The 19,909-nt window shown below is 73.6% G+C and carries 16 protein-coding genes; 8 read left to right on the plus strand and 8 right to left on the minus strand.

All coding sequences use genetic code 11. From position 1 onward, the window contains the following. The coding region (locus ABD223_RS33025; RefSeq protein WP_344040632.1) for an ATP-binding protein at window positions 1–2,007 on the plus strand (2,007 nt) is incomplete at its 5' end. A 54-nt stretch (window positions 2,008–2,061) separates the two neighbouring features. Here ABD223_RS33025 and ABD223_RS33030 read toward each other — a convergent pair. After that, window positions 2,062–2,379 (minus strand): STAS domain-containing protein, encoded by a 318-nt coding sequence (locus ABD223_RS33030; RefSeq protein WP_344040633.1) that lies wholly within the window; start codon window positions 2,377–2,379, stop codon window positions 2,062–2,064. Between the two features lie 146 nt (window positions 2,380–2,525). Between ABD223_RS33030 and ABD223_RS33035 the strand changes: the two genes are divergently transcribed. Then, entirely contained in the window at window positions 2,526–2,912 is a 387-nt protein-coding gene (locus ABD223_RS33035; RefSeq protein ID WP_344040634.1) for an ATP-binding protein, read from the plus strand. A gap of 1,042 nt (window positions 2,913–3,954) precedes the next feature. Here the strand turns inward: ABD223_RS33035 and ABD223_RS33040 are convergent. Beyond that, window positions 3,955–4,155 carry an antitoxin gene (locus ABD223_RS33040; protein WP_344040635.1) on the minus strand — a complete coding sequence of 67 codons (201 nt, stop codon included), beginning with the start codon at window positions 4,153–4,155 and terminating at the stop codon, window positions 3,955–3,957. 270 nt (window positions 4,156–4,425) lie between these two features. Here ABD223_RS33040 and ABD223_RS33045 point away from each other — a divergent pair, with 270 nt between their 5' ends. From ABD223_RS33045 to ABD223_RS33055, 3 genes are all read left to right on the plus strand, one after another. Continuing rightward, window positions 4,426–7,284, plus strand: a complete 2,859-nt coding sequence (locus ABD223_RS33045) for an AfsR/SARP family transcriptional regulator (RefSeq protein ID WP_344040636.1) — start codon at window positions 4,426–4,428, stop codon at window positions 7,282–7,284. A gap of 301 nt (window positions 7,285–7,585) precedes the next feature. Then, window positions 7,586–8,464: a poly(ethylene terephthalate) hydrolase family protein gene (locus tag ABD223_RS33050; protein WP_344040637.1), complete on the plus strand. Its 879-nt coding sequence runs from the start codon at window positions 7,586–7,588 to the stop codon at window positions 8,462–8,464. A 589-nt stretch (window positions 8,465–9,053) separates the two neighbouring features. Beyond that, window positions 9,054–10,058 (plus strand): tetratricopeptide repeat protein, encoded by a 1,005-nt coding sequence (locus tag ABD223_RS33055; RefSeq protein ID WP_344040638.1) that lies wholly within the window; start codon window positions 9,054–9,056, stop codon window positions 10,056–10,058. Between the two features lie 6 nt (window positions 10,059–10,064). Here the strand turns inward: ABD223_RS33055 and ABD223_RS33060 are convergent, their stop codons facing one another. From ABD223_RS33060 to ABD223_RS33080, 5 genes are all read right to left on the minus strand, one after another. Continuing rightward, window positions 10,065–10,424 carry an STAS domain-containing protein gene (locus ABD223_RS33060; RefSeq protein WP_344040640.1) on the minus strand — a complete coding sequence of 120 codons (360 nt, stop codon included), beginning with the start codon at window positions 10,422–10,424 and terminating at the stop codon, window positions 10,065–10,067. Further along, window positions 10,421–11,542 carry a cobalamin B12-binding domain-containing protein gene (locus ABD223_RS33065; RefSeq protein WP_344040641.1) on the minus strand — a complete coding sequence of 374 codons (1,122 nt, stop codon included), beginning with the start codon at window positions 11,540–11,542 and terminating at the stop codon, window positions 10,421–10,423. Before ABD223_RS33065 ends, ABD223_RS33060 begins: the two co-directional genes overlap by 4 nt. Beyond that, a complete protein-coding gene (locus tag ABD223_RS33070) occupies window positions 11,539–13,200 on the minus strand; it encodes a PP2C family protein-serine/threonine phosphatase (RefSeq protein ID WP_344040642.1) in 1,662 nt (553 codons plus the stop codon). Before ABD223_RS33070 ends, ABD223_RS33065 begins: the two co-directional genes overlap by 4 nt. 198 nt (window positions 13,201–13,398) lie before the next feature. Further along, window positions 13,399–13,725 carry a DUF3040 domain-containing protein gene (locus tag ABD223_RS33075; RefSeq protein WP_344040643.1) on the minus strand — a complete coding sequence of 109 codons (327 nt, stop codon included), beginning with the start codon at window positions 13,723–13,725 and terminating at the stop codon, window positions 13,399–13,401. 141 nt (window positions 13,726–13,866) lie between these two features. After that, the gene (locus ABD223_RS33080) at window positions 13,867–15,045 is read right to left on the minus strand and encodes a right-handed parallel beta-helix repeat-containing protein (RefSeq protein ID WP_344040644.1); all 1,179 of its coding nucleotides are present in this window, start codon (window positions 15,043–15,045) and stop codon (window positions 13,867–13,869) included. 219 nt (window positions 15,046–15,264) lie between these two features. On the opposite strand from ABD223_RS33080, the gene ABD223_RS33085 reads away from it, so the two are divergent. Then, window positions 15,265–16,407: an L-talarate/galactarate dehydratase gene (locus ABD223_RS33085; protein ID WP_344040645.1), complete on the plus strand. Its 1,143-nt coding sequence runs from the start codon at window positions 15,265–15,267 to the stop codon at window positions 16,405–16,407. Between the two features lie 18 nt (window positions 16,408–16,425). Here ABD223_RS33085 and ABD223_RS33090 read toward each other — a convergent pair whose 3' ends face one another. Continuing rightward, the gene (locus ABD223_RS33090) at window positions 16,426–17,877 is read right to left on the minus strand and encodes a serine hydrolase domain-containing protein (protein ID WP_344040646.1); all 1,452 of its coding nucleotides are present in this window, start codon (window positions 17,875–17,877) and stop codon (window positions 16,426–16,428) included. Between the two features lie 84 nt (window positions 17,878–17,961). On the opposite strand from ABD223_RS33090, the gene ABD223_RS33095 reads away from it, so the two are divergent. Next, window positions 17,962–19,245 carry a sensor histidine kinase gene (locus tag ABD223_RS33095; protein ID WP_344040647.1) on the plus strand — a complete coding sequence of 428 codons (1,284 nt, stop codon included), beginning with the start codon at window positions 17,962–17,964 and terminating at the stop codon, window positions 19,243–19,245. After that, the gene (locus tag ABD223_RS33100; protein WP_344040648.1) at window positions 19,242–19,883 is read left to right on the plus strand and encodes a response regulator; all 642 of its coding nucleotides are present in this window, start codon (window positions 19,242–19,244) and stop codon (window positions 19,881–19,883) included. Before ABD223_RS33095 ends, ABD223_RS33100 begins: the two co-directional genes overlap by 4 nt. Window positions 19,884–19,909 lie beyond the last annotated feature (26 nt).

Raw genomic sequence — 19,909 nt, forward strand, 5'->3', positions numbered from 1 at the left:
GCCGAGGTCGAGGGCGTCTCCGGCACCTGGAAGCGGCTGACCGAGAACGTCAACGAGCTGGCCGGCAACCTCACCCGCCAGGTCCGCGCCATCGCGGTGGTGGCCACCGCGGTGACCGCGGGCGACCTGACCCGGCAGATCACCGTGGACGCCTCCGGCGAGGTCGCCGACCTCAAGGACAACATCAACCGGATGATCAGCAACCTGAAGGCGTCCACCCGCGCCAACCAGGAGCAGGACTGGCTCAAGACCAACCTGGCCCGGTTGTCCGGCCAGATGCAGGGCCACCGCGACCTCAAGGCGATGGCGTCGCTGGTGATGAGCGAGCTGACCCCGCTGGTCTCCGCCCAGCACGGCGCGTTCTTCCTGGTCGACGGCGAGTCCGAGGTGCTGGAGCTGACCGCCTCCTACGGCTGGTCGCCCCGCGACGGGCGGCCCACGCGGTTCAAGCGCGCCGAGGGGCTCATCGGCCAGGTGGCGGTCGAGAAGAAGACGGTGCTGGTCACCGACGTGCCGCCCGGGTACCTGGAGGTCACCTCGGGCCTGGGCGCCGCGCCGCCCTCGAACCTGGTGATCCTGCCGATCATGTTCCAGGGCGAGACGCTGGGCGTGATCGAGCTGGGGTCGTTCGGCGAGTTCACCGAGGTCCACCTGGACCTGCTGGACCAGCTGAAGGAGAACATCGGCGTCAACGCGAACACCATGCTCGCCAACGCCAGGACCGACAGCCTCCTGGTCGAGTCGCAGCGGCTGACCGAGGAGCTGCGGGCCGGTTCGGTCGAGCTGGAGGCCCGCGCCCGCCAGCTGTCGTCGGCGTCGAAGTACAAGTCGGAGTTCATGGCCAACATGAGCCACGAGCTGCGCACCCCGCTCAACAGCCTGCTCATCCTGGCGAAGCTGCTGGCCGACAACCTCGACGGCAACCTCAACCCCAAGCAGGTCGAGTTCGCCCGGACCATCCACTCGTCGGGCACCGACCTGCTCCAGCTGATCGACGACATCCTCGACCTGACCAAGGTCGAGGCCGGGCACATGCAGGTGCAGACCGACTCGGTGCGGGTGTCGGACCTGGTGGCCTACGTCGACGCGCTGACCTCGCCCCTGGCGGCGGAGAAGGGCCTGGACTTCGGCGTCGTGGTCGACCCGGACGTGCCGCCCACCCTGCACACCGACGAGCACCGGGTTCAGCAGATCCTGCGCAACCTGCTGTCCAACGCGGTGAAGTTCACCCACGACGGCGGGATCCGGCTGCGGATCAGGATGGTCGAGGGCTCGGTGGCGTTCGACGTGCAGGACACCGGCATCGGCATCCCGGCCGAGAAGCTGTCGGTGATCTTCGAGGCGTTCCAGCAGGCCGACGGCACCACGTCCCGCAAGTACGGCGGCACGGGTCTGGGCCTGTCCATCAGCCGGGAGCTGTCGACCCTGCTGGACGGGCGGCTGGACGTGCGCTCGGAACCGGGCGCCGGCTCGACGTTCACCCTGTACCTGCCGCTGGGAGAGCAGGGCCTGGTGCTGCCGGTCGTGGTCGAGCCGGAGGCGCTGCCGGAGCTGCTCGCGCCCGCCGAGCCCACCACCGAACCCGTGGTGGCCCCGGAGGAGCTGCCCCCGCCGCCGATGCGGTTCCACGGGGAGAAGGTGCTGATCGTCGACGACGACCTGCGCAACGTGTTCGCGCTGACCTCCGTGCTGGAGCTGCACGGGTTGAACGTGATCTACGCGGACAACGGGATCACCGGGGTGCGCGCTCTGGAGCAGTACGACGACGTGGCGCTCGTGCTGATGGACATCATGATGCCGGAGCTGGACGGCAACGCGACCATGGCGGCGATCCGGGCCATGTCCCGGTACGCCGACCTGCCGGTGATCGCGGTGACGGCGAAGGCGATGAAGGGCGACCGGGAGAAGTCACTCGCCTCGGGGGCGACGGACTACGTTACCAAGCCCGTGGACACCGACCACCTGCTCCGGTTGATCGCCTTCTACCTGGGGTTGGAGCAGGACTGAGGCTGGAGCGGGGGCGGAGGCTTGAGCAGGGCGGAGGGGGGTGGACTGCGGCGGTCACCCGACCGCCGTGGCCGCCTCCACCGAGTCGTGGATGTGCATGACCTCGGTCAGCTCGGTCAACCGGAACAGCTTGTGCACCGAGGGTTGGAGGGAGGCCATCCGGAACTCGCCACCGGCGCCGTCCAGCCTCCGGTGCCAGTCGAGCATCAACGACAACCCGGTGGTGTCCATGAACGGCACCCCGCTCAGGTCGACCACCACCCGGTCGACCGTGCTCTCCTCCAGGAGGTCGGAGAGCACGGGGACGGTGTCCGCGTCCAGTTCGCCCGACACCACGACGACCGTCCAGCCGCCCCGCACCTCACTGCGCACCCGCAACTCCATGGGGCCCGAGCCTAGCCACCCGAAGGCCCGAATGCCGCCACGAACCCCCGGCACGCCGCTTTGAGCACGACCAGTCGGTGACGCGGTCGGCGGATGTGCGACGATGCGGTGACAGCCGATCAACGGGAGCGGATGTGCGCAACGAACCAGCGGCGCCGGTGGCCATGACGCTGCCCGCCTCAGCGGGTTCGTCCGCACGCGCGCGGCAGGTGGTGGCGGAGGCCGCTTCGGCGTGGGGCCTGTCGGAAGACGTCTCCGAGGACGCCGTGCTGGTCGTGACCGAGCTGGTGTCCAACGCGGTGGACCACGCGGAGGGCTCGGTGGGCCTGACCATCTCCAGGACCGATTCGGGATTGCGCATCGAGGTGGCCGACAACTCCCCCGCGCCGCCGGAGCAAAAACCGATCCAGGTCGATTCCGCTCGCGGGCGGGGGTTGATCATCGTGGCCGCGCTCAGCGCGGCTTGGGGGATGGAGCCCAGGTCTGACGGCAAGGTCGTGTGGGCCGAGCTGGAGGGTTGAGCGGGGGCTGGGGCGCTGGGTCGGGGCTGCTGGGTCGGGGCTGTTGGGTCGGGGCTGCTGGGCCAGGGTCGGGGTCTGAGGGCCCTGGGCGCCGCGAACTTGCCTGGCTCGTCGTATTTGGTTGGCCACGGTCTTGATACCGGCTCGATTTGACATGGGGCCCTTACGAGTACCGAAGGCAGGCCGCAGCCGGCAGGCACGGTGGGATAAAGCGCCCCACCGAGCCTGCCGGCTCCGACCAGCCTAAGGCACTCGAACCCATGTCAAATCGGGCCTCAGCCGGCCGCCGGCGGCCTCGTAGATGGTTAATTCCACAACACAGATGAACATCTGTGTGCGCGCGCACACGCGCACTGGAAATGGACCATCCGCACCTGCCGCGTGCTTGTAAAACTTCGGGTTCGCTCGTGGTCTCCCGTATGGCCTGGGCGCAGCCCTACCGCGCTTGTCAAGGGGTCCGCACGCTCTTCGCGGACCCCTTGACAAGGGTGGTTGCCTCTGGCAGGCCATACGGGAGACCACGAGCCCGCACTTCCCCTCCCCGGAGGCCTGCCCAGCGGCGAGCGACCGCTTTTGATCTTTCCCTTTCAAGCCCGTGAACCCGCAAATCCCCAAACCCCCAGACGGCTCCTGCCCCCGCAACCGTTGTCGCCGTGGTCGACGCGTGCCGCCCGGCAGCCACCCTCGCGCTGCCGGGCGACGCGCCTACCAAGAAGTCGGTGGCAGGGGCCCCGACTTCTCGCCTGACCCGGTCACCCATGTGCACGCCCACTGTCGGGCGACGCCCGTCCGGGAACAATCAGGGTGGTGATCCGTAGGGGTACGGCACTTATTCGGGAACCGGTCGTTCGGGTGACCGATCAGCACGAGCGACCAGTCAGCACAAGTGCTCGGTCAGCACAAGTGCTCGGTCAGCACCAGCGACCGATCAGCACGAGCGAGAGGGCCGCCCCACCGCGAGGACGGCCCTCTCCAGCCCGACTACCTCATCCCGCCTTCGCCATGTCCTGACGATCGCCTCGCCGACCCTTGGCAAAGCAGGTCACTGCTGCCGACCGAACCGGTCCAGCCCTTCCTTGGCCTTCTCCGTGCCCTGCCGGATGTGCTCGGAGTGCTGCCCGCCGGTCCGCTCGTCAACGGCCTGACCGGCTCGGTCCACTCCCTGGTCGACCTTGTCGCCGTGCTGGCCCAGGACGTCCTTGGCCTTGTCCTTCAGCTCGTCGAACTTGTCGCCGATGCCCATGCCCGCTCGAACCTCCTCCGCAGGTGTCCCTCGTGGACACTCCCGGAGGGGTTACCCGGCGGGGGCCGGTTGTGACGCGAACCCGACCGGAGTCCCCCGATCGGGTGAGGACGAAAGGCGGTTGTGGGAGGCTTTGGGAGGCGACCCGCTCCCCCAGGTCAACGGGCCGCCGTGAGGGGAACTATCCGGGATGGATCTTGCGTTCCGTTTGAACGATGTTGGAATGCCCTGGTCAGCCCGGTAACGGGAGCACGTGCGCATGGGGGTGGGATGGCGGTCGGGATCGACCTGCTCGGAGAGGTGACGGCTCGGGTCGACGGGCGGGCGGTGGACCTCGGCCCGGCGAAGCAGCGGTGCGTGCTGGCGGCGCTGGCGGTGGACGTGAACCACGTGGTGCCGGCCGAACGACTGGTCGAACGGGTGTGGGGCGTCGACCCGCCGCGCCGGGCGCAGGCGACGCTGTCCAGCTACGTGTCCCGGCTCCGCCAGGCACTGGCCGGGAACACCACGAACCCCGCCGGCACCGCCACCAGCGCGACCGGCACCGGCACCGGCACCGCGAGCCTGGTCCACCGCTCCGGCGGCTACGCCCTGCTGACCGAGCGGACGTCCGTCGACCTGCACAGGTTCCACCACCTCCGGGCGAGGGCCGCCGCCGCCGGCGGTGACGACGCGCAGGTCGAGCAGCTGCTGACCGCCGCCCTGGGCCTGTGGCGCGGCGAGGCGCTGACCGGCGTCGACAGCGCCTGGGCCGCCACCGAGCGCGACCGGATGCACCAGGAGCGGTTCGGCGTCGAGCTGGACCTGATCGACTGCCGGCTCCGGCTGGGCCAGGGTGAGCAGCTGGTGGCCCAGCTGTCGCGGCTGACCGCGGAGCACCCGCTGGACGAGCGGGTCGCCGGCCAGTACGTGCTGGCCCTGTACCGGGGCCGGCGGGCCGCCGACGCGCTGGAGCACTACCAGCGGTTCCGCACTCGCCTGGTCACCGAGCTGGGCACCGACCCCGGCGCCGCGCTGCGCGACCTGCACCAGCGGATCCTCAACTCCGACCCGTCGCTGCTCGCGCCGCCGCGCGGCGTGCCGCAGGCCGCCGAGAAGGGGGTGACGCCGCGCCAGCTGCCCGCGCCGCCCACCTCGTTCATCGGCAGGCACGACGAGCTGGCGCGGCTGGACGCGGCGCTGGAAGGCGCGTCCCGCACCGCCCGGACCATGGTGATCTCGGCCATCGCCGGGTCGGGCGGCATGGGCAAGACGTGGCTGGCGCTGCACTGGGCCCACCGCTACGCCGACCGGTTCCCCGACGGGCAGCTGTTCGTGGACCTGCGCGGGTTCAGCCCGGACCGGGAGCCGATGAACCCGGCGGTGGCGGTGCGCGGCTTCCTCGACGCGCTGGGCGTCGACCCGGGTCGCGTGCCGGTCGCGCCGCACGCCCAGGCCGCGCTGTTCCGCTCGCTGATCGCCGACAAGCGGATGCTGCTGGTGCTGGACAACGCCGTCGACACCGCCCAGGTCGTGCCGCTGCTGCCGGGCACGGACTCGTGCCTGGTCCTGGTGACCAGCCGCAACCAGCTCAGCGGGCTGATCTCCGCGCACGGCGCGGCGCACCTCATGCTGGACGTGCTGCCCGACGCCGAGGCGCGGACCCTGCTGGCGGCCCGCCTCGGCCGGGCCAGGGTGGCCGCCGAGAAGCAGTCGGTCGACGAGCTGATCCGGCTGTGCAGCGGCCTGCCGCTGGCGCTGAGCGTGATCGCGGCGCGCGCGAGCATGCGCCCCGACGTGCCGCTGAGCGGTTTCGCCGCCGAGCTGCGCGAACTCGGCCTCCAGGCGCTCGACGAGGACCCCGCCGCCGGCATCTCCACCGTCCTGTCGTGGTCGCACCAGGCGCTGACCCCGCCGCAGGCGAACGCGTTCGCGCTGCTCGGCGTCGCGCCGGGCTCGGACATCGGCCTGCGCGCCGCCGCCGACCTCATCGGCCTGCCCACCGGCGCCACCCGGGCGGTGCTGCGCGAGCTGGAGCAGGCGTCGCTGGTCGGCCGGGACGTGCGCGGCCGGTACCGGATGCACGACCTGGTGCGCCGCTACGCGGGCGACGCCGCACGCCGCGAACTCCCCGAGGCCGACCGGGACGCCGCGCTGCGCCGCGTGCTCGACCACTACGTGCAGACCGCGCACACGGGGCACCGCCTGCTCGACCCGCACGGCACACCCGTGCAGCTGGACCCGCCCGTCCCGGGGTGCAACCCGGTGCCGCTGGACGGCGACCCGGCGGCGATGGAGTGGTTCCAGGCCGAGCACGCCTGCCTGCTGGCCGCGCAGCACGCCGCCGCCGAGATCGGCTGGTGGCCGCCGGTGTGGCGGCTGGCGCTGGTGCTGACGTCGTTCCACGTCCGCCGAGGTCACCTCAACGACAACCTCAGGCTGTGGCAGGAGGCCCTGGTCGCCGCCGACCGCGCGGCCGACCACGCCACGCGGGTGCTCGTCTACCGCAACCTCGGCTGGGCCTACGCCAAGCTGACCAGGCACGACGAGGCCATGGAGCACCTGGACCGGGCCATCGCCCTGGCCGAGGAGAGCGGTGACAGCTTCCTGCTCGCGCACACCCACATCGCGCTGGCGTGGGCGTGGGAACTGGACGACGAGTGGCAGCGGGCGCTGGAGCAGACGCTCAAGGCCCTGGACGTCCTGCGCACCATGGACGGGGGCTACGCGCGCGAAGCGGTCACGTTGAACATGGCGGGCTGGTACACCGCCAAGCTGGAGGCGTACGACCGGGCGCGGGAGTACTGCGAGCAGGCCCTGGCCCTGCACCGGAAGCACGACGACCGCAACGGCGTCGCGGCCACCCTGGACAGCCTGGCCTACATCGCGCACCGCACCGGCCGGTCGGCGGAGTCGCTGGAGATGTACCAGGAGGCGCTGGGCATCTTCCGCGACCTGGAGCACACCTACGGCGCGGTCGAGTCGCTGGAGGGCATGGGCTACCCCCTGGCGGCCCTGGGCAGGCCGCAGGAGGCTCGTGCCGCGTGGCAGGAGGCCATCGACATGTACCGGGCCCAGCAGCGGCCCCACCTCGCCGCGCGCGTCGAGACCCAGCTGTTCGAGCTGGAGCGCCGGCTCCAGGGGACCTGACGGGGGCTTCCACGCGCCCGCGAACCGCGACCGGGCAGTCCTCAACGTCCAGTCCTCAACGGACAGTCCTTTGCGGACAGTGAGGCTGCGGCCGGGCGTGAACCGCCCGCCGGGTGCTCCGCGCCGGCAGGCGGTCCCCCCGCCGGGGTGACGCCCCACCGGGAGGACCGCCTGCGCCGCCGGCGCCGGGCATCGGTGGTTCCGCCGGTCCGGCGCGACAACGCTGGGGCGGGGAGGAGTCCGTGCGACACGATCCGGGTAACGCCGCCCCCACCTCACCGCCGTACCCCTGGAGCAGCCCATGCGATTGCCCAGCGCGATCCTCAGCGCGTTCCCCAGCGTGGCCCTCAGCGCGATCCTCGGCGCGGTCCTCCTGACCGGCGTGACCACCGGCGCCGCGACCGCCGCCCCGTCCTCCACCGCCCCGCCCTCCGCCGCCGGCGGCTCGGGCCCCTACTCCGCCGGCTACGAGACCACCCTCCGGTTGCCCGGCCACACCGTCTACCGGCCCAACACCCTCCCCGCCGACACCAGGCTGCCCGTCGTCGCGTGGGGCAACGGGGCGTGCCGCGCGGACGGCACGTGGTTCCAGAACGTCCTCACCGAGTGGGCCTCGCACGGTTTCCTGGTCATCGCGAACGGCAGGCCGGGCGGGTCCGGGTCGACCAACTCCGACATGCTCCTCGACGCCGTCGACTGGGCGATCGCGGAGAACTCCCGGATCGGGAGCAAGTACCGCGGCCGGCTCGACACCACCAAGATCGCGGTGATGGGCCAGTCGTGCGGCGGCATCGAGACCTACGAGGTGGCCGGCGACCCGCGGCTGACGACGGTGGCGCTGTGGAACAGCGGCCTGCTCCGCGACTCCCAGGACTACCTGCTCCAGCGCCTGCGCACACCGATCGCCTACTTCATCGGCGGCCCCGGCGACATCGCCTACGAGAACGCGATGGACGACTGGGGGCGGCTGCCCTCCGGGCTGCCCGCGTTCATGGGCAACCTGGACGTCGGCCACTTCGGCACCTTCGACCAGCCCAACGGCGGCGAGTTCGGCCGGGTCGGCGGGCACTGGCTGAAGTGGCACCTCAAGGGCGACCAGGCGAGCCGGGCCCAGTTCGTCGGCGCCGCGTGCGGGCTGTGCGCCACCGAGTGGGACGTGGTGCGCAAGAACCTCGGCTGACCCGACGCGCGGTCCCGGGGAGCGGCGGCGCTCCCCGGGACCGCCCGCTGTCCACTGAGGACGATTCGGCGCGGGCCCACCCCGCACTGCGACGCGCCGAACCGGGTGGACCTGCCTGCCGGGTGACCCGGTGGTCGGCCATGTGGGTGTCCCACCGGTGTCCACCCGGTACCCCCGGCAACCGAACGTGACCCATCCACATCGCGCTGATTCGATCGGTTGACTTCCGCGTTCGGGTTCCTCCGCGGCCCTTACCCTGGTGGGACGAAAGACCAGGATCGTGCGGGCAGCCCACCGGTCGTGGGGAGGTGCGGGAAGCACTTCCGGCCCACGACCGCGTCGTGCGCGCGGTGGCACCACGGGTTCACGCGGAACGGTCCCGTCGACCGCGGCCGGCCGACCGTCCTCCTCGCGCCCGCTCGACCGACCCCGGGTTCCGCGCGGGCCCCGCGGTGGTGTCGAGCGCGCCACCGCGGGGCCCTCGGAGCGCACCGGGCCCGACTTCCGCCCCGAGGGCCACCGACCGGTGGCGCGGCCCTGCCCGAAAGGCCGTCCGGCGACGCCGCACCCACCGTGAACGGAGCCTGCGATGACCACGGACAGCGCCGACCGCGGGGACCGGGGTGGACCCGCCCGCATCGGGACGACCGACGTGCGGCGGCTGGAGTCCGCCACGCGGGTCCTGCGCGAACAGGACTACCGCGACGGCGGCGGTTCCTGCCGCACCGCCGTGCGCTCCCAGGTGGCCCACGGCCGCCGACTGCTGCGCGCCCAGGCCCGCGAGGCGGTGCGCGACCGGCTGCTGGTGGCGCTGGCCGACCTGCACAACCTGGCCGGCTGGGTCGCCTTCGACACCGGCCACCCGCGCGCCGCGCGCACCCACTACCGCTCCGCGCTGACCCTGCTCGACGGGCACGCGCAGCAGGACCTGGTGGCCAACGTCCACTACCGGATCGGCCGGATCCACCTGCACCACCGCGACCACACCGGGGCGCTGCGGGAGTTCGGCCACGCCCTCGCCGCCGCCGAGCGGGTCGGCTCCTCCCGCACCGCGGCGATCGTGTTCGCCAACCAGGCGTGGGCGCACGCCCTGCGCGGCTCGCGCGTCGAGGCGTTGACGCTGCTGGTGCGCGCCGAGGACCGGTTGGCGTCCGCCGCCGGCTCCGCCGCGCCGTCGTGGGCGGGGTTCTTCGACCCCACGGACCTCCAGGCGATGATCGGCGTGGTGCACGCCGAGCTGGCCGTCCGCGGCGACCGCACGAGCCTGCGCGTCGCGGTGCCCGCGCTGACCGCCGCCGTGGAGGGCTACGGCGCCTCGATGCGGCGCAGCGCGGCGTTCTGCCTGACCGCGCTGGCGCTGGGCCACGTGCTCGACGGCGACCCGGTCGCCGGGGCGGGCACGGGGGGCCGGGCCCTGGAGGCGGCCCGGGAGCTGACCTCCACCCGGGTCGCGGACCGGATGCGCCCCCTGCTGGAGCACTGCGCCCGGCGGCGGCACGCCGCCCTGGCCGACCTGGCCGAGCGGCTGCGCCCGTTCGTCACCCGGCGCCACGGCCGACCGGGGGTCGGGCGCCCGCCCGCGCGGGACCGGTGACGGCGGTCAGTGGTCGAGCCGCTCCTTGCGCTCCTGCCCGGCGCCGCGCGTGAGGTGGTCGTAGGTGCGGGTGCGCCGCAGCAGCCGGTCCAGCGTGGCGGGCCGGTTGTCCAGGTGCAGTTCGACGTCCGCCGCGGTGGTCGCGCGCAGGACGGTGAGCAGGGCGCCCAGCCCGGACGAGTCGCAGAAGCCCAGGTCGGAGAGGTCGAGGTGCAGGCTTCGGACGGGGTGCCGGGCGAGCAGCTCGGCGATCTCGGCGGGCAGCCGGTCACCGGCGGTGTAGGTGAGGTCCCCGGAGACCGTGACGCGGGCCGTGTGGCCGTCGACGACGGTCGTGGTGCAGGTCAGGGTGCGCGGTGGGTTCATGTGGTCGTTCCGGGGTCGTGGGGCCGACGCCGAGGGGTTCGGGAGTCGGGGGTCGGGGAGTCGGGAGACCGGGAGTCCGGCACCCGGAGCAGTTCGGCGCGGGCGGCGGCGAGCAGGCCGGTGGCGCGGGGGAAGTCTCGCAGCTCGGCGGTCAGCAGGTCCAGCGCGGGCACCAGGAAGCCGGCCGGGACGCCCCGCGCCCACAGCACGCCCGCGGTCCACGAGGTGAAGCCGGTGAACATGTCGCGGTCGTCGGTGTAGAGCGCGGTGGCCAGGAAGTCGACGATGTGGGCCAGGTCCTCGGCGGTGTGCCTGCGCTGCGCCTCGGTGTAGTCGCGCATCACCGGCAGCAGCTCTTCCAAGCCGGTGTAGACCGCCTTGACCAGCAGCTTCGCCGTGCGCGACACCATCGTGTACTCCTGGTCGCCCAGGTGCGGCAGGTCGTCGATGGGCTGGTGGCCGTCGCGCGGGCGGGGCAGGGGTCGCGCGGCGAGCAGGTCGGCGGCGGTGCGGGCGTCGGGAGCCCACAGGTCGGCGCCCAGCAGGCGGGCGTAGCGGCCGTCCGGGCCGAAGGCGCTGCCGCCGACCAGCACGGGCACGCCCGCGGCCTGGCAGGCGGTGACGGTGGCGTGCGCGACCGGCAGCCTCGTGGCGATCGAGCCGGACAGCGCCGCGGCGTCCGGGCCCGTCCGGTGCAGGTGGGTGATCAGGTGCGGGGTGGGCACCTGCGCGCCCAGGTAGTCGACGCGGAAGCCGCGCAGCCGGAACACCTCGGCCAGCAGCCGCGCGGGCAGGGCGTGCCACTCGCCGTCCACGCAGGCCACGGTGATCCGCCCGCGGTGCGGTTCGCGGCGCGGCAGGGTGCGGGTCAGGGCCGCGATGGCGCGCTCGTTGATCGCCGTCGCCGCGTGCTCCTCGGCCACGGTGAGCTGGTTGGCGGCCCACTCCACGCCGACCCGGCGCTGCACCGCGGCGATGACGTCCAGCAGCAGCGACTCGGCGTCCAGGCCCCGCGCGTACGCGTCCAGGACGACGTCGATCGCGGTGTGCTCGTCACCCGCCCGCACCGCCGCCCACAGCAGGTCCATGCAGCCGAGCGCCGTGTCGGTGGCGTTCACGCCGTGTACCGGCCGGGTCCGTGGCCGTCGACCGCGGTCAGGTGGCTGCCGCGGGGCGCGGTGATCGCCAGCACCGCGATGTCGTCGTGGTCGCCCGCGCCGACCCAGTGCGAGGCGAGCATGTGCACGTGCTCGACGATCGCGTCGGCGGGCATGCCGGCGCAGTCGACCAGCGCGTCGCGCAGGCGCTGCTCGCCGAACATCTCGCCGCCCATCGGACCGCCCAGCGCCTCGGTGATCCCGTCGGTGTAGAGCAGGCAGGTCTCGCCGGGGGCGAGCGTGACGTCCGCGGTGGTGGAGGTGATCTCGGGCAACACCCCCACCAGGGTGCCCGACGTGGCCACCTCCCGCACCTCGCCGTTGGCCCGCAGCACCAGCGGCGGCAGGTGGCCGCCGCTGGTCAGCCGCACCCGCACGTGCGCGCCGACGCGCCGGACGGAGGCCAGCACCAGGGTGACGAAGCGGCTGTTGCGCGAGGTCAGCAGCGCGTCGTTGAGCAGGCCCAGCACCCGCTGGTGGTCGTTCGCCAGGGGCAGCAGCGCGTGGAGGGTGGTGCGCACCTTGCCGGTGAGCACGGCCGCCTCCAGGCCCTTGCCGCACACGTCGCCGAGCACCGCCAGGGCCTCGCCGCCCTCCTCGTCGGCGCCCGTCGCCGGGTGGACGTCGTAGAAGTCGCCGCCGATCCGCTCGGTGTCGACCGACGCGCGGTACCGGCCCGCGTACTCGACCCCGCCGATCTGGTGCAGCACCGGGGGCAGGAGGTCGCGCATCAGCGCGTCGGTGATCGCGCCCTGCTGGGCGAACATCCGCGCGGCCGAGATCGCCGCGCCGGCGCGGGCCGCGAACAGCCGCGCGAACCGCTCCTCCTCCTCGTCGAACCCCGGCCGGCCCGTGCCGCGCAGCAGCACCAGCGCCCCGGCGGGCACGCCGTGCCCCGGCAGCGGGGTCACCACGACCGACGTCACTTCGCCGAGGCCGAAGTCGCTCGGCACCAGCCACCCCGGCGCCGACGACGGGTCGATCCAGCGCGACGGCACCGGCGGGAAGCCCTGGAGCGCCTCGCCGAGGCCGGGCACGTCGTAGGGGTCGAAGGCCTTCACCGAGTTCGTCGGCGCCCCGCCCCGCACGCAGTGCGTCAGCGGGTGCTCACCCGACCTGCCGGGCGCGATGACCACCGCGGCGTCCGCCAGGTGGTCGGCCGCCAGCCGCGCGGTGACCTCCATGCAGCGCTCCGGGTGCAGCGACGTCGACAGCGCCGAGGACATCCGGCCGAGCAGCGCGGCGCGTTCCCGCTCCACGCGCAGTTCCTCGCGGGCCAGGCGCGCGTCGGTGTCCTCGACCAGCCACCACACCACCGCGCCGCGGTCGTCGCCGACCGGGTGGGCCTCGAAGCTGCGCCGGGCCACCGCGCCCCGCGCGGACCCGGTCGACCCGCCGGGCCGCCCGGGGAAATCCTGGTGGGCCCGCGCCAACCAGGGTGGGCAGCCCACCTCCAACCGACCACCGACGGCGGCTCGCGGGAACAACCGCCTCGCGGCGTCGTTCAACCCCAGGACGGCTCCGTCCGGGTCCGCGGCCAGGGCCGGGAAGGGCGCGTTCGACCAGCCCGTGTCGTCACCGACACCGGACTGCTGGACTACGCTGCCACTGTTCTCCACAATCGCTCGGGCACCCGTGCCGGGGCCCTTCACCTCGTCAATCGCCACCGGATCTAGCTAGGCGCCAGTCCCGCGGCGCACCGCAACACCGACCTCGACTCACCCCCAGGGTGCCAGATAGGGGCCGATACCACGACCCCCGAGGCCGGTGAACCCGATGTGACCCCCGGTCACCGGCCGAACACGACGGAGCCGCGGTCAGTCGTCCGGCGCCTGCCGCAGCAGCGCGTCGTGCCGGCAGGCCGCCGTGTGCAGGCACGCGCCCGCCATCAGCAGCAGGAAACCGGGGAAGAGCAGCGGTAGCGCGACCACCACGCCGGAGATCAGGCAGACCGCGCCGAGCAGGTCCACGACCAGCCGGGCGCACTTGCGCCACGCGCTCCGGCGCGCCGGGGGCCGACCCGACAGGACGGCGGCCAAGCGCGGGTCGGTGTGCTCGAACCAGCGCTGGATCTTCTTGAGCTGCCGCCGCTCGTACTGGTTGAGGTCCACAGCGTCGTCACCGGCCTTCACCCGGGTTCCCACGGCGGCGCCGGCTCCCGGACGCCCCTCGCGAGGTTGCCCGCGCGTCGGGCCGCCATGCCGCACGTCACCCGATCCGGCGTCCCCGGTGCGGTCGGCGGCCGGTGGTGGCGAGGGCGCGACCACCGCCGGCCGCCACCGGTCTCAGATGCGCGCCCCGAGGTTCGAGCAGCTCTTCGGCACCAGGAAGTTCGACGAGCGGATGTTGCCGTTCGCGTCGCGCGCCCCGGTGGTGGTGGACGCGCTGGTGCTCTGCAAGTCCGAGTCGCCCCACGACGACTTGATGTTCCAGGAGTTGCCGGAGCCGGTGGACGAGCCGAGCGAGACCGGGGTCGCGTTGTTCACCGCGAGGTTGCCGGTCAGCCCGGAGGTCGAGCGGTTGACCGTGAAGCCGGTCTTGGCGTTCTTCCACGCGGTGTTGCGGGTGAAGGTGATCGAGCCCGGGTTGCCGTTGTCGGTGTAGCCGTGCGCGGCGTTGCCGTAGGAGATCGTGTTGGTCAGGGTGTGGGCGGCCGCCGGGGCCGGGTCGCCGCCGCCCAGCTTGAAGCCGTTGCCGTCGCCGGAGAAGTTCGGCAGGTTCCAGCGGTTGTGGCCGTTGCCGTGCGCCACGGTGTTCTCGACGCGGATGGGCGAGGTGAACAGCCAGGCGTCGAAACCGTCGTCGACGTTGTTCCACAGCCGCGCGCCGCGCACCACGTTGCCGGTGCCGGAACCCTCCTTGATGGCCAGGCCGTCGGCGCTCTCGCCGTTCTTGCGCGGGTCGCGGTTGCCGTGGCTGTCCAGGTTGAGGATCAGGTTGTCGGACGAGGCGCCCTGGAGCTGGAACCCGGACTCGTAGTTGTCGCGGGTGACCAGCCGCTCGAACACGTTGTTGTTGCAGCCCGCGCAGTACCACGCGTACGGGCCGCGGATGACCTCCAGACCGGAGACGTGCCACCACGACGCCTCCTGGTGGAACACGCCCCGCTCGGCGCGCGGGATGCTGCCGCCCACCGGCGTGTGGCTGGCGGGCAGGCCCTCGCCGTCGACGACCACGCGCTCGCCGGGGTAGTTGGCCAGCCTGATGGGCCTGCCCGACTCGCCGCTCTTGAGGATCTGGACGTTCGCGGTCACCGCGTAGGTGCCGCCCCGGATGAGGATGGACGTGCCGGGCCGGGCCAGGTCCACCGCCTTCTGGATCGACCTCAGGGGCCGGTCGACGGTGCCCGGGTTGCCGTCGTCGCCGTTGAGCGCGACCACGAGGGTGGTGTCGGCGGCCTGGGCGGTCGCCGCGCCGGCGACCAGCAGGCAGGCCAGCACGGGCAGGGCGAAGCGGGAACGCATGGGGTCTCCGGGGATGTGGTCACGAGCAGGCAGGGGTCCGACCTCGGCGCCGATCGGCCCGCGTTGTTCAACGGGCTGAACGAAAAGTCCCGAAACCGTTGACAGCATTGCTGGTAAGCGTTTTCCAACCAGAATGGACGTTACGATCGGGGCTGACGGGTGTCAATACGACGAATGCCGCCGGAATTCACGTACGTGATTCCGCAGAGGAGGAGCCCGATGCCCACCGCTGTCGCCCACGACCGGATCGAGTCCGTTGCGCTGTCCTCGGTGGCCCTGCCCCTGCCCACCGGGATCAGCGACGCCAAGGTGTTCACCGGCAGGCAGCGGCCCATGACCGAGGTCGCGCTGCTGTTCGCCGAGGTCCGCACCGAGGCCGGGCTGGAGGGCGTCGGCTTCTCCTACTCCAAGCGAGCCGGCGGGCCCGCGCAGTTCGCCCACGCCCGCGAGGTCGCGCCCGACCTGATCGGCGAGGACCCCAACGACATCGGCCGGTTGTGGACCAAGCTGGTGTGGGCGGGCGCCTCGGTCGGCCGCAGCGGCGCCGCCACCCAGGCGCTGGCCGCGTTCGACGTCGCGCTGTGGGACCTCAAGGCCAAGCGCGCCGGCCTGCCGCTGGCCAAGCTGCTGGGCGCGCACCGCGACTCGGTGCGCTGCTACAACACCTCCGGCGGGTTCCTGCACGAATCGGTCGAGCAGGTCAAGGACAACGCCACGCGCTCGCTGGGCTCCGGCGTCGGCGGCGTCAAGATCAAGGTCGGCCTGCCCGACGCGGCCGAGGACCTGCGCCGCGTGGCCGCCGTGCGCGAGCACCTCGGCGACGGCGTGCCGCTGATGGTCGACGCCAACCAGCAGTGGGACCGCCCCACCGCCATGCGGGTCTGCCGCGCGCTGGAGGAGTTCGACCTGGTCTGGATCGAGGAGCCGCTGGACGCCCACGACACCGTCGGCCACGCCGAGCTCACCCGGGCCCTGACCACCGCCGTCGCCTCCGGCGAGATGCTGACCAGCGTCGCCGAGCACTACGAGCTGATCCGGGCGGGCGCGGTCGACGTCCTGCAACCCGACGCGCCCCGCGTCGGCGGCATCACCCAGTTCCTCAAGCTCGCCACCCTCGCCGACCACCACCACCTCCAGCTGGCGCCGCACTTCGCCATGGAGATCCACGTCCACCTGGCCGCCGCCTACCCGCGCGAGCCGTGGGTCGAGCACTTCGACTGGCTGCACCCCCTGTTCAACGAACGCCTGGAGACCCGCGACGGCCGCATGCACCTGTCCGACCGGCCGGGGCTGGGCGTGACGCTCAGCGACCAGACCCGCGCCTGGACCACCGGGACCGCCGTCGTCGACGCGCCGCGCTGAACACCGCCCGGCTGGGCCTCACCCGGCCGCGAGCCGACCGTTCTTCCCGGTCGCCCGGCGCAGCGCGACGGCCCTGGCGGCGAGCACGGCCAGGCAGCCCGCCGCCGTCACCAGCAGCGCGACCACGAACGCCGGGAACAGGTAGGCGACCTGGAGCCAGGCCACGTCGCGGCCCCGGTAGAGGAAGCCCACGACCCGGTGGACCGTCGCGGCGAGCAGCGCCGGCAGCAGCAGGAGCGGCAGGCGCGCAGCGGTCCACCGGTGGCGGCGGGCGGCCCAGCGCCGCGCGCGGACCACGCCCCGGACCGCCAGGCCCGCGCCGCAGGCGGCGAGCCCGAGCAGCACCGCGTCGACGACCGGGTACGGGTCGCTCGACGGCGGCGGCTGCCTGCCCTCCACCAGGGCGATGAGGCGTGCGCCGATCTCCTGGGCTTCGCCCGACGCGGCGTTGGCCGTGACCGCGATGCCGTGGCCGGAGTTCGGCAGCAGCGCCTGGTAGGCGGTCGAGGTGAACAGGTCGCCGCCGTGGTCGACCAGCGGCGCGCCGGAGTCCGTGACACCCGTGGACCAGCCGAGGGCGTAGGAGTCGGACACCGCGGACGGGGTGCGCGTCGCGGCGATGGTCGCCGGGGTGGCGATCGAAGCGCCCGTCGGGCCACGGCCACCGCTGTTCTGGGCGATCAGCCACGCCGCCAGGTCGTCGGCGGTGCTGAGCACGCCGCCGGAGCCGTTGCCGAAGGCCGGTGGCTCGGGCACGGCGATCGGCACGCCGAGGACCCGGACGTGGCCGCGGGCGCTCGGTGGCAGGTCGCGGTCGGTGTCCACGGTGCGGCTGTCGCGCATCCCGAGCGGCTCGAAGACGGTGCGCCGCAGGTGCTCGTCGAACGGCAGGCCGCCGACCACCTCCACCAGGCGCGCGGCCAGCTGGTAGTTCGGGTTGTGGTACTCCCAGCGCGTGCCGGGGTCGGCGGCCAGGGTCGAGTCGCGCATCGCCGCCACGGCCTCCCGCAGGGTGCGCACCTCCGGTCCGGTGAACGAGCGGTGGGTGGTGTCCGACAGGCCGGAGGTCTGGTCGAGCAGGTGGCGCACGGTGATGTCGGCGGCCCGCGGGTCGGCCATCCGGAACTCCGGCAGGTGGGCGCGCACCGGGTCGTCGAGCCGGAGTTCGCCGCGCTCCGCGAGCCGCGCCACGGCCAGCGCGGTGAAGGACTTGCTGACCGACGCCACCGCCATGGGGGTGCGCGCCGAGATCGGCTCGCCGCCGGGGGTGCGGCCGTACCCGGCCGCGAGCACCACGGCGTCACCGCGGGTGACCGCGACCGCCGCGCCCGGCAACCCGGTCCGCTCGCGGTGCTGCTCGACGACGGCGGTGATGTCGGCAGCGGTGATGTCGGCAGTGGCGGCGGCGATTGGCGGTGCGGTGGCTGCTGTGGTGGCGAGGAGCGCGGTGGAGAGGATCAGGCTGAGCACGGCGGAAGTGTGGGTCGGTCCGGGCCGCCGGACATCGGACCGTGGTCCGAGTTCCGCCCGCGGCGACCCGGTTACGGTGGCGGCATGGCACTCGGACCGGGGGCGCGGTGGGCGGTCGACGCGGTGGCCGCCGGTGTGGTCGTGCTGTGGGCGGGTCTCCGGTCGCCGGAGCCGGACGCGCTCGCCTGGGTGGCGGCCGCGGCGCTCGGCGGTCCGCTGGCCGCGCGCGGGCGGTGGCCGGTCGCCGTGCTGGTCGCGGTGGCCCTGGTCGGGGTGGTGGCCGTCGTGACCGGCCTCGGGCAGGAGACCGTGCCGCTGGCCCTGGCGTGGGCGCTGTACCCGCTGGGGCTGGCCTCGGCCCGGTCGGGGGCGGTGGGCGCGGCCGGTGCGCTGGCCTCGGTGGCGGCGGCGGGTGTCGCGGTGGCGGTCGTCCCGGGCCTGCCGCTGGTTCCCGCGCCCGAGGGGGCCGAGTCGTTCGCCACCACGCCGGTGGCCGCCCTGCTCTACAGCGCGGTGGTGATCGCCGGGTCCTGGGCGGTGGCCGCGGTGGTCCGCGACCGGCGGCGGCGGACCGCCGAGCTGGCCGCGGCGCGGACCGCGCGGGCGCTGGCCGAGGAGAGGTTGCGCATCGCCCGGGACATCCACGACGTGGTCGGGCACAACCTCAGCCTGATCGCGATGAAGGCCGCGGTCGCCAACCACCTGGCGGAGGGTCGGCCCGGGGAGAGGGAGGCGGCGCTGCGGATGATCGAGCAGGTCAGCCGCTCCGCGCTGGCCGACGTGCGGACCGTGGTCGGCGCGCTGCGCGACCTGCCCGCCCGCCACCGGCCGGGTGGGCGGGATGAGGTCGGCCCCGGGCCGGACCGGCCGGCCGAACCCGACCGCGGTGCGAACCACCCGGCCGAACCCCACCACGGGCCGGACCAACCGCCCGAACCCCACCACGAGCCGGACCACCCGGCCGGACTCGACCACGAGCCGGACCACCCGGCCGAACCCGGCTACCGGCTGGACCCGCTGGTCGACGAGGCGCGGTCGGCCGGCGTGGTCGTCACCGCCCGGCACGCCGACCTGTCCGGGCTCCCGGCCGCGGTGCGGGTGTCGGCCTACCGCATCGCGCAGGAGGCGCTGACCAACGTGCGCCGCCACAGCCGCCCGCCGCGCTGCCGGCTCGTCACCGCCGTCGAGCCCGACCGGCTGGTGATCTCCGTGGTCGACGAGGGCACGGCGCGGCCCGGTCCGCCGGGGCACGGCCTGCTGGGCATGCGCGAACGCGTCGACCTGCACGGGGGCACGTTGCACGCGGGCTCCGCGCCGGGCGGCGGGTTCGAGGTGCGCGCCACCCTGCCGTTCGGCGGCGCGCCGTGACCATCCGGGTGCTGCTGGCCGACGACGAGCCGCTGTACCGCGCCACCGTGCGGGCGCTGCTGGACGCGGAGCCGGGGGTGGAGGTGGTGGCCGAGGCGGGCACCGGGCGGGAGGCGTGCGCGCTGGCCAGGGAGGTGCCGGTGGACGTGGCGGTGGTCGACGTGCGGATGCCCGACCTGGACGGGATCGCCGCCACCAGGTACCTCACCGCGCTCCCCCGCGCGCCGAAGGTCCTCGTCCTGACCACGTTCGACCTGGACGAGGCCGTCTACGAGACCCTGCGCGCGGGAGCGGGCGGCTTCCTGCTCAAGGACGTCCCGCCGGCCCGGCTGCTCGACGCGGTCCGGACGGTCGCCGCGGGTGAGTCACTGCTCGCGCCCAGCGTGACGCGCAGGCTCATCGCGGACTTCGTCCGCACCCCGCGCCCCGCCCGGCGCGCGCTCGACGGGGTGACCGCGCGGGAGCGGGAGGTGCTGGCGCTCATCACCCGGGGCCTGTCCAACGCCGAGATCGAGCAGCACCTGCACCTGAGCCGCCACACGGTGAAGACCCACATCGGGCACCTGATGGCGAAGCTGGCCGCCCGCGACCGGGCGCAACTGGTGATCGCCGGCTACGAGGCCGGGCTCGCCGGGTGAAGCCGTGGTCTCCGCTCCGGCCCGGC

The sequence above is a fragment of the Saccharothrix xinjiangensis genome (assembly GCF_039527585.1).
Taxonomy (GTDB): domain Bacteria; phylum Actinomycetota; class Actinomycetes; order Mycobacteriales; family Pseudonocardiaceae; genus Actinosynnema; species Actinosynnema xinjiangensis.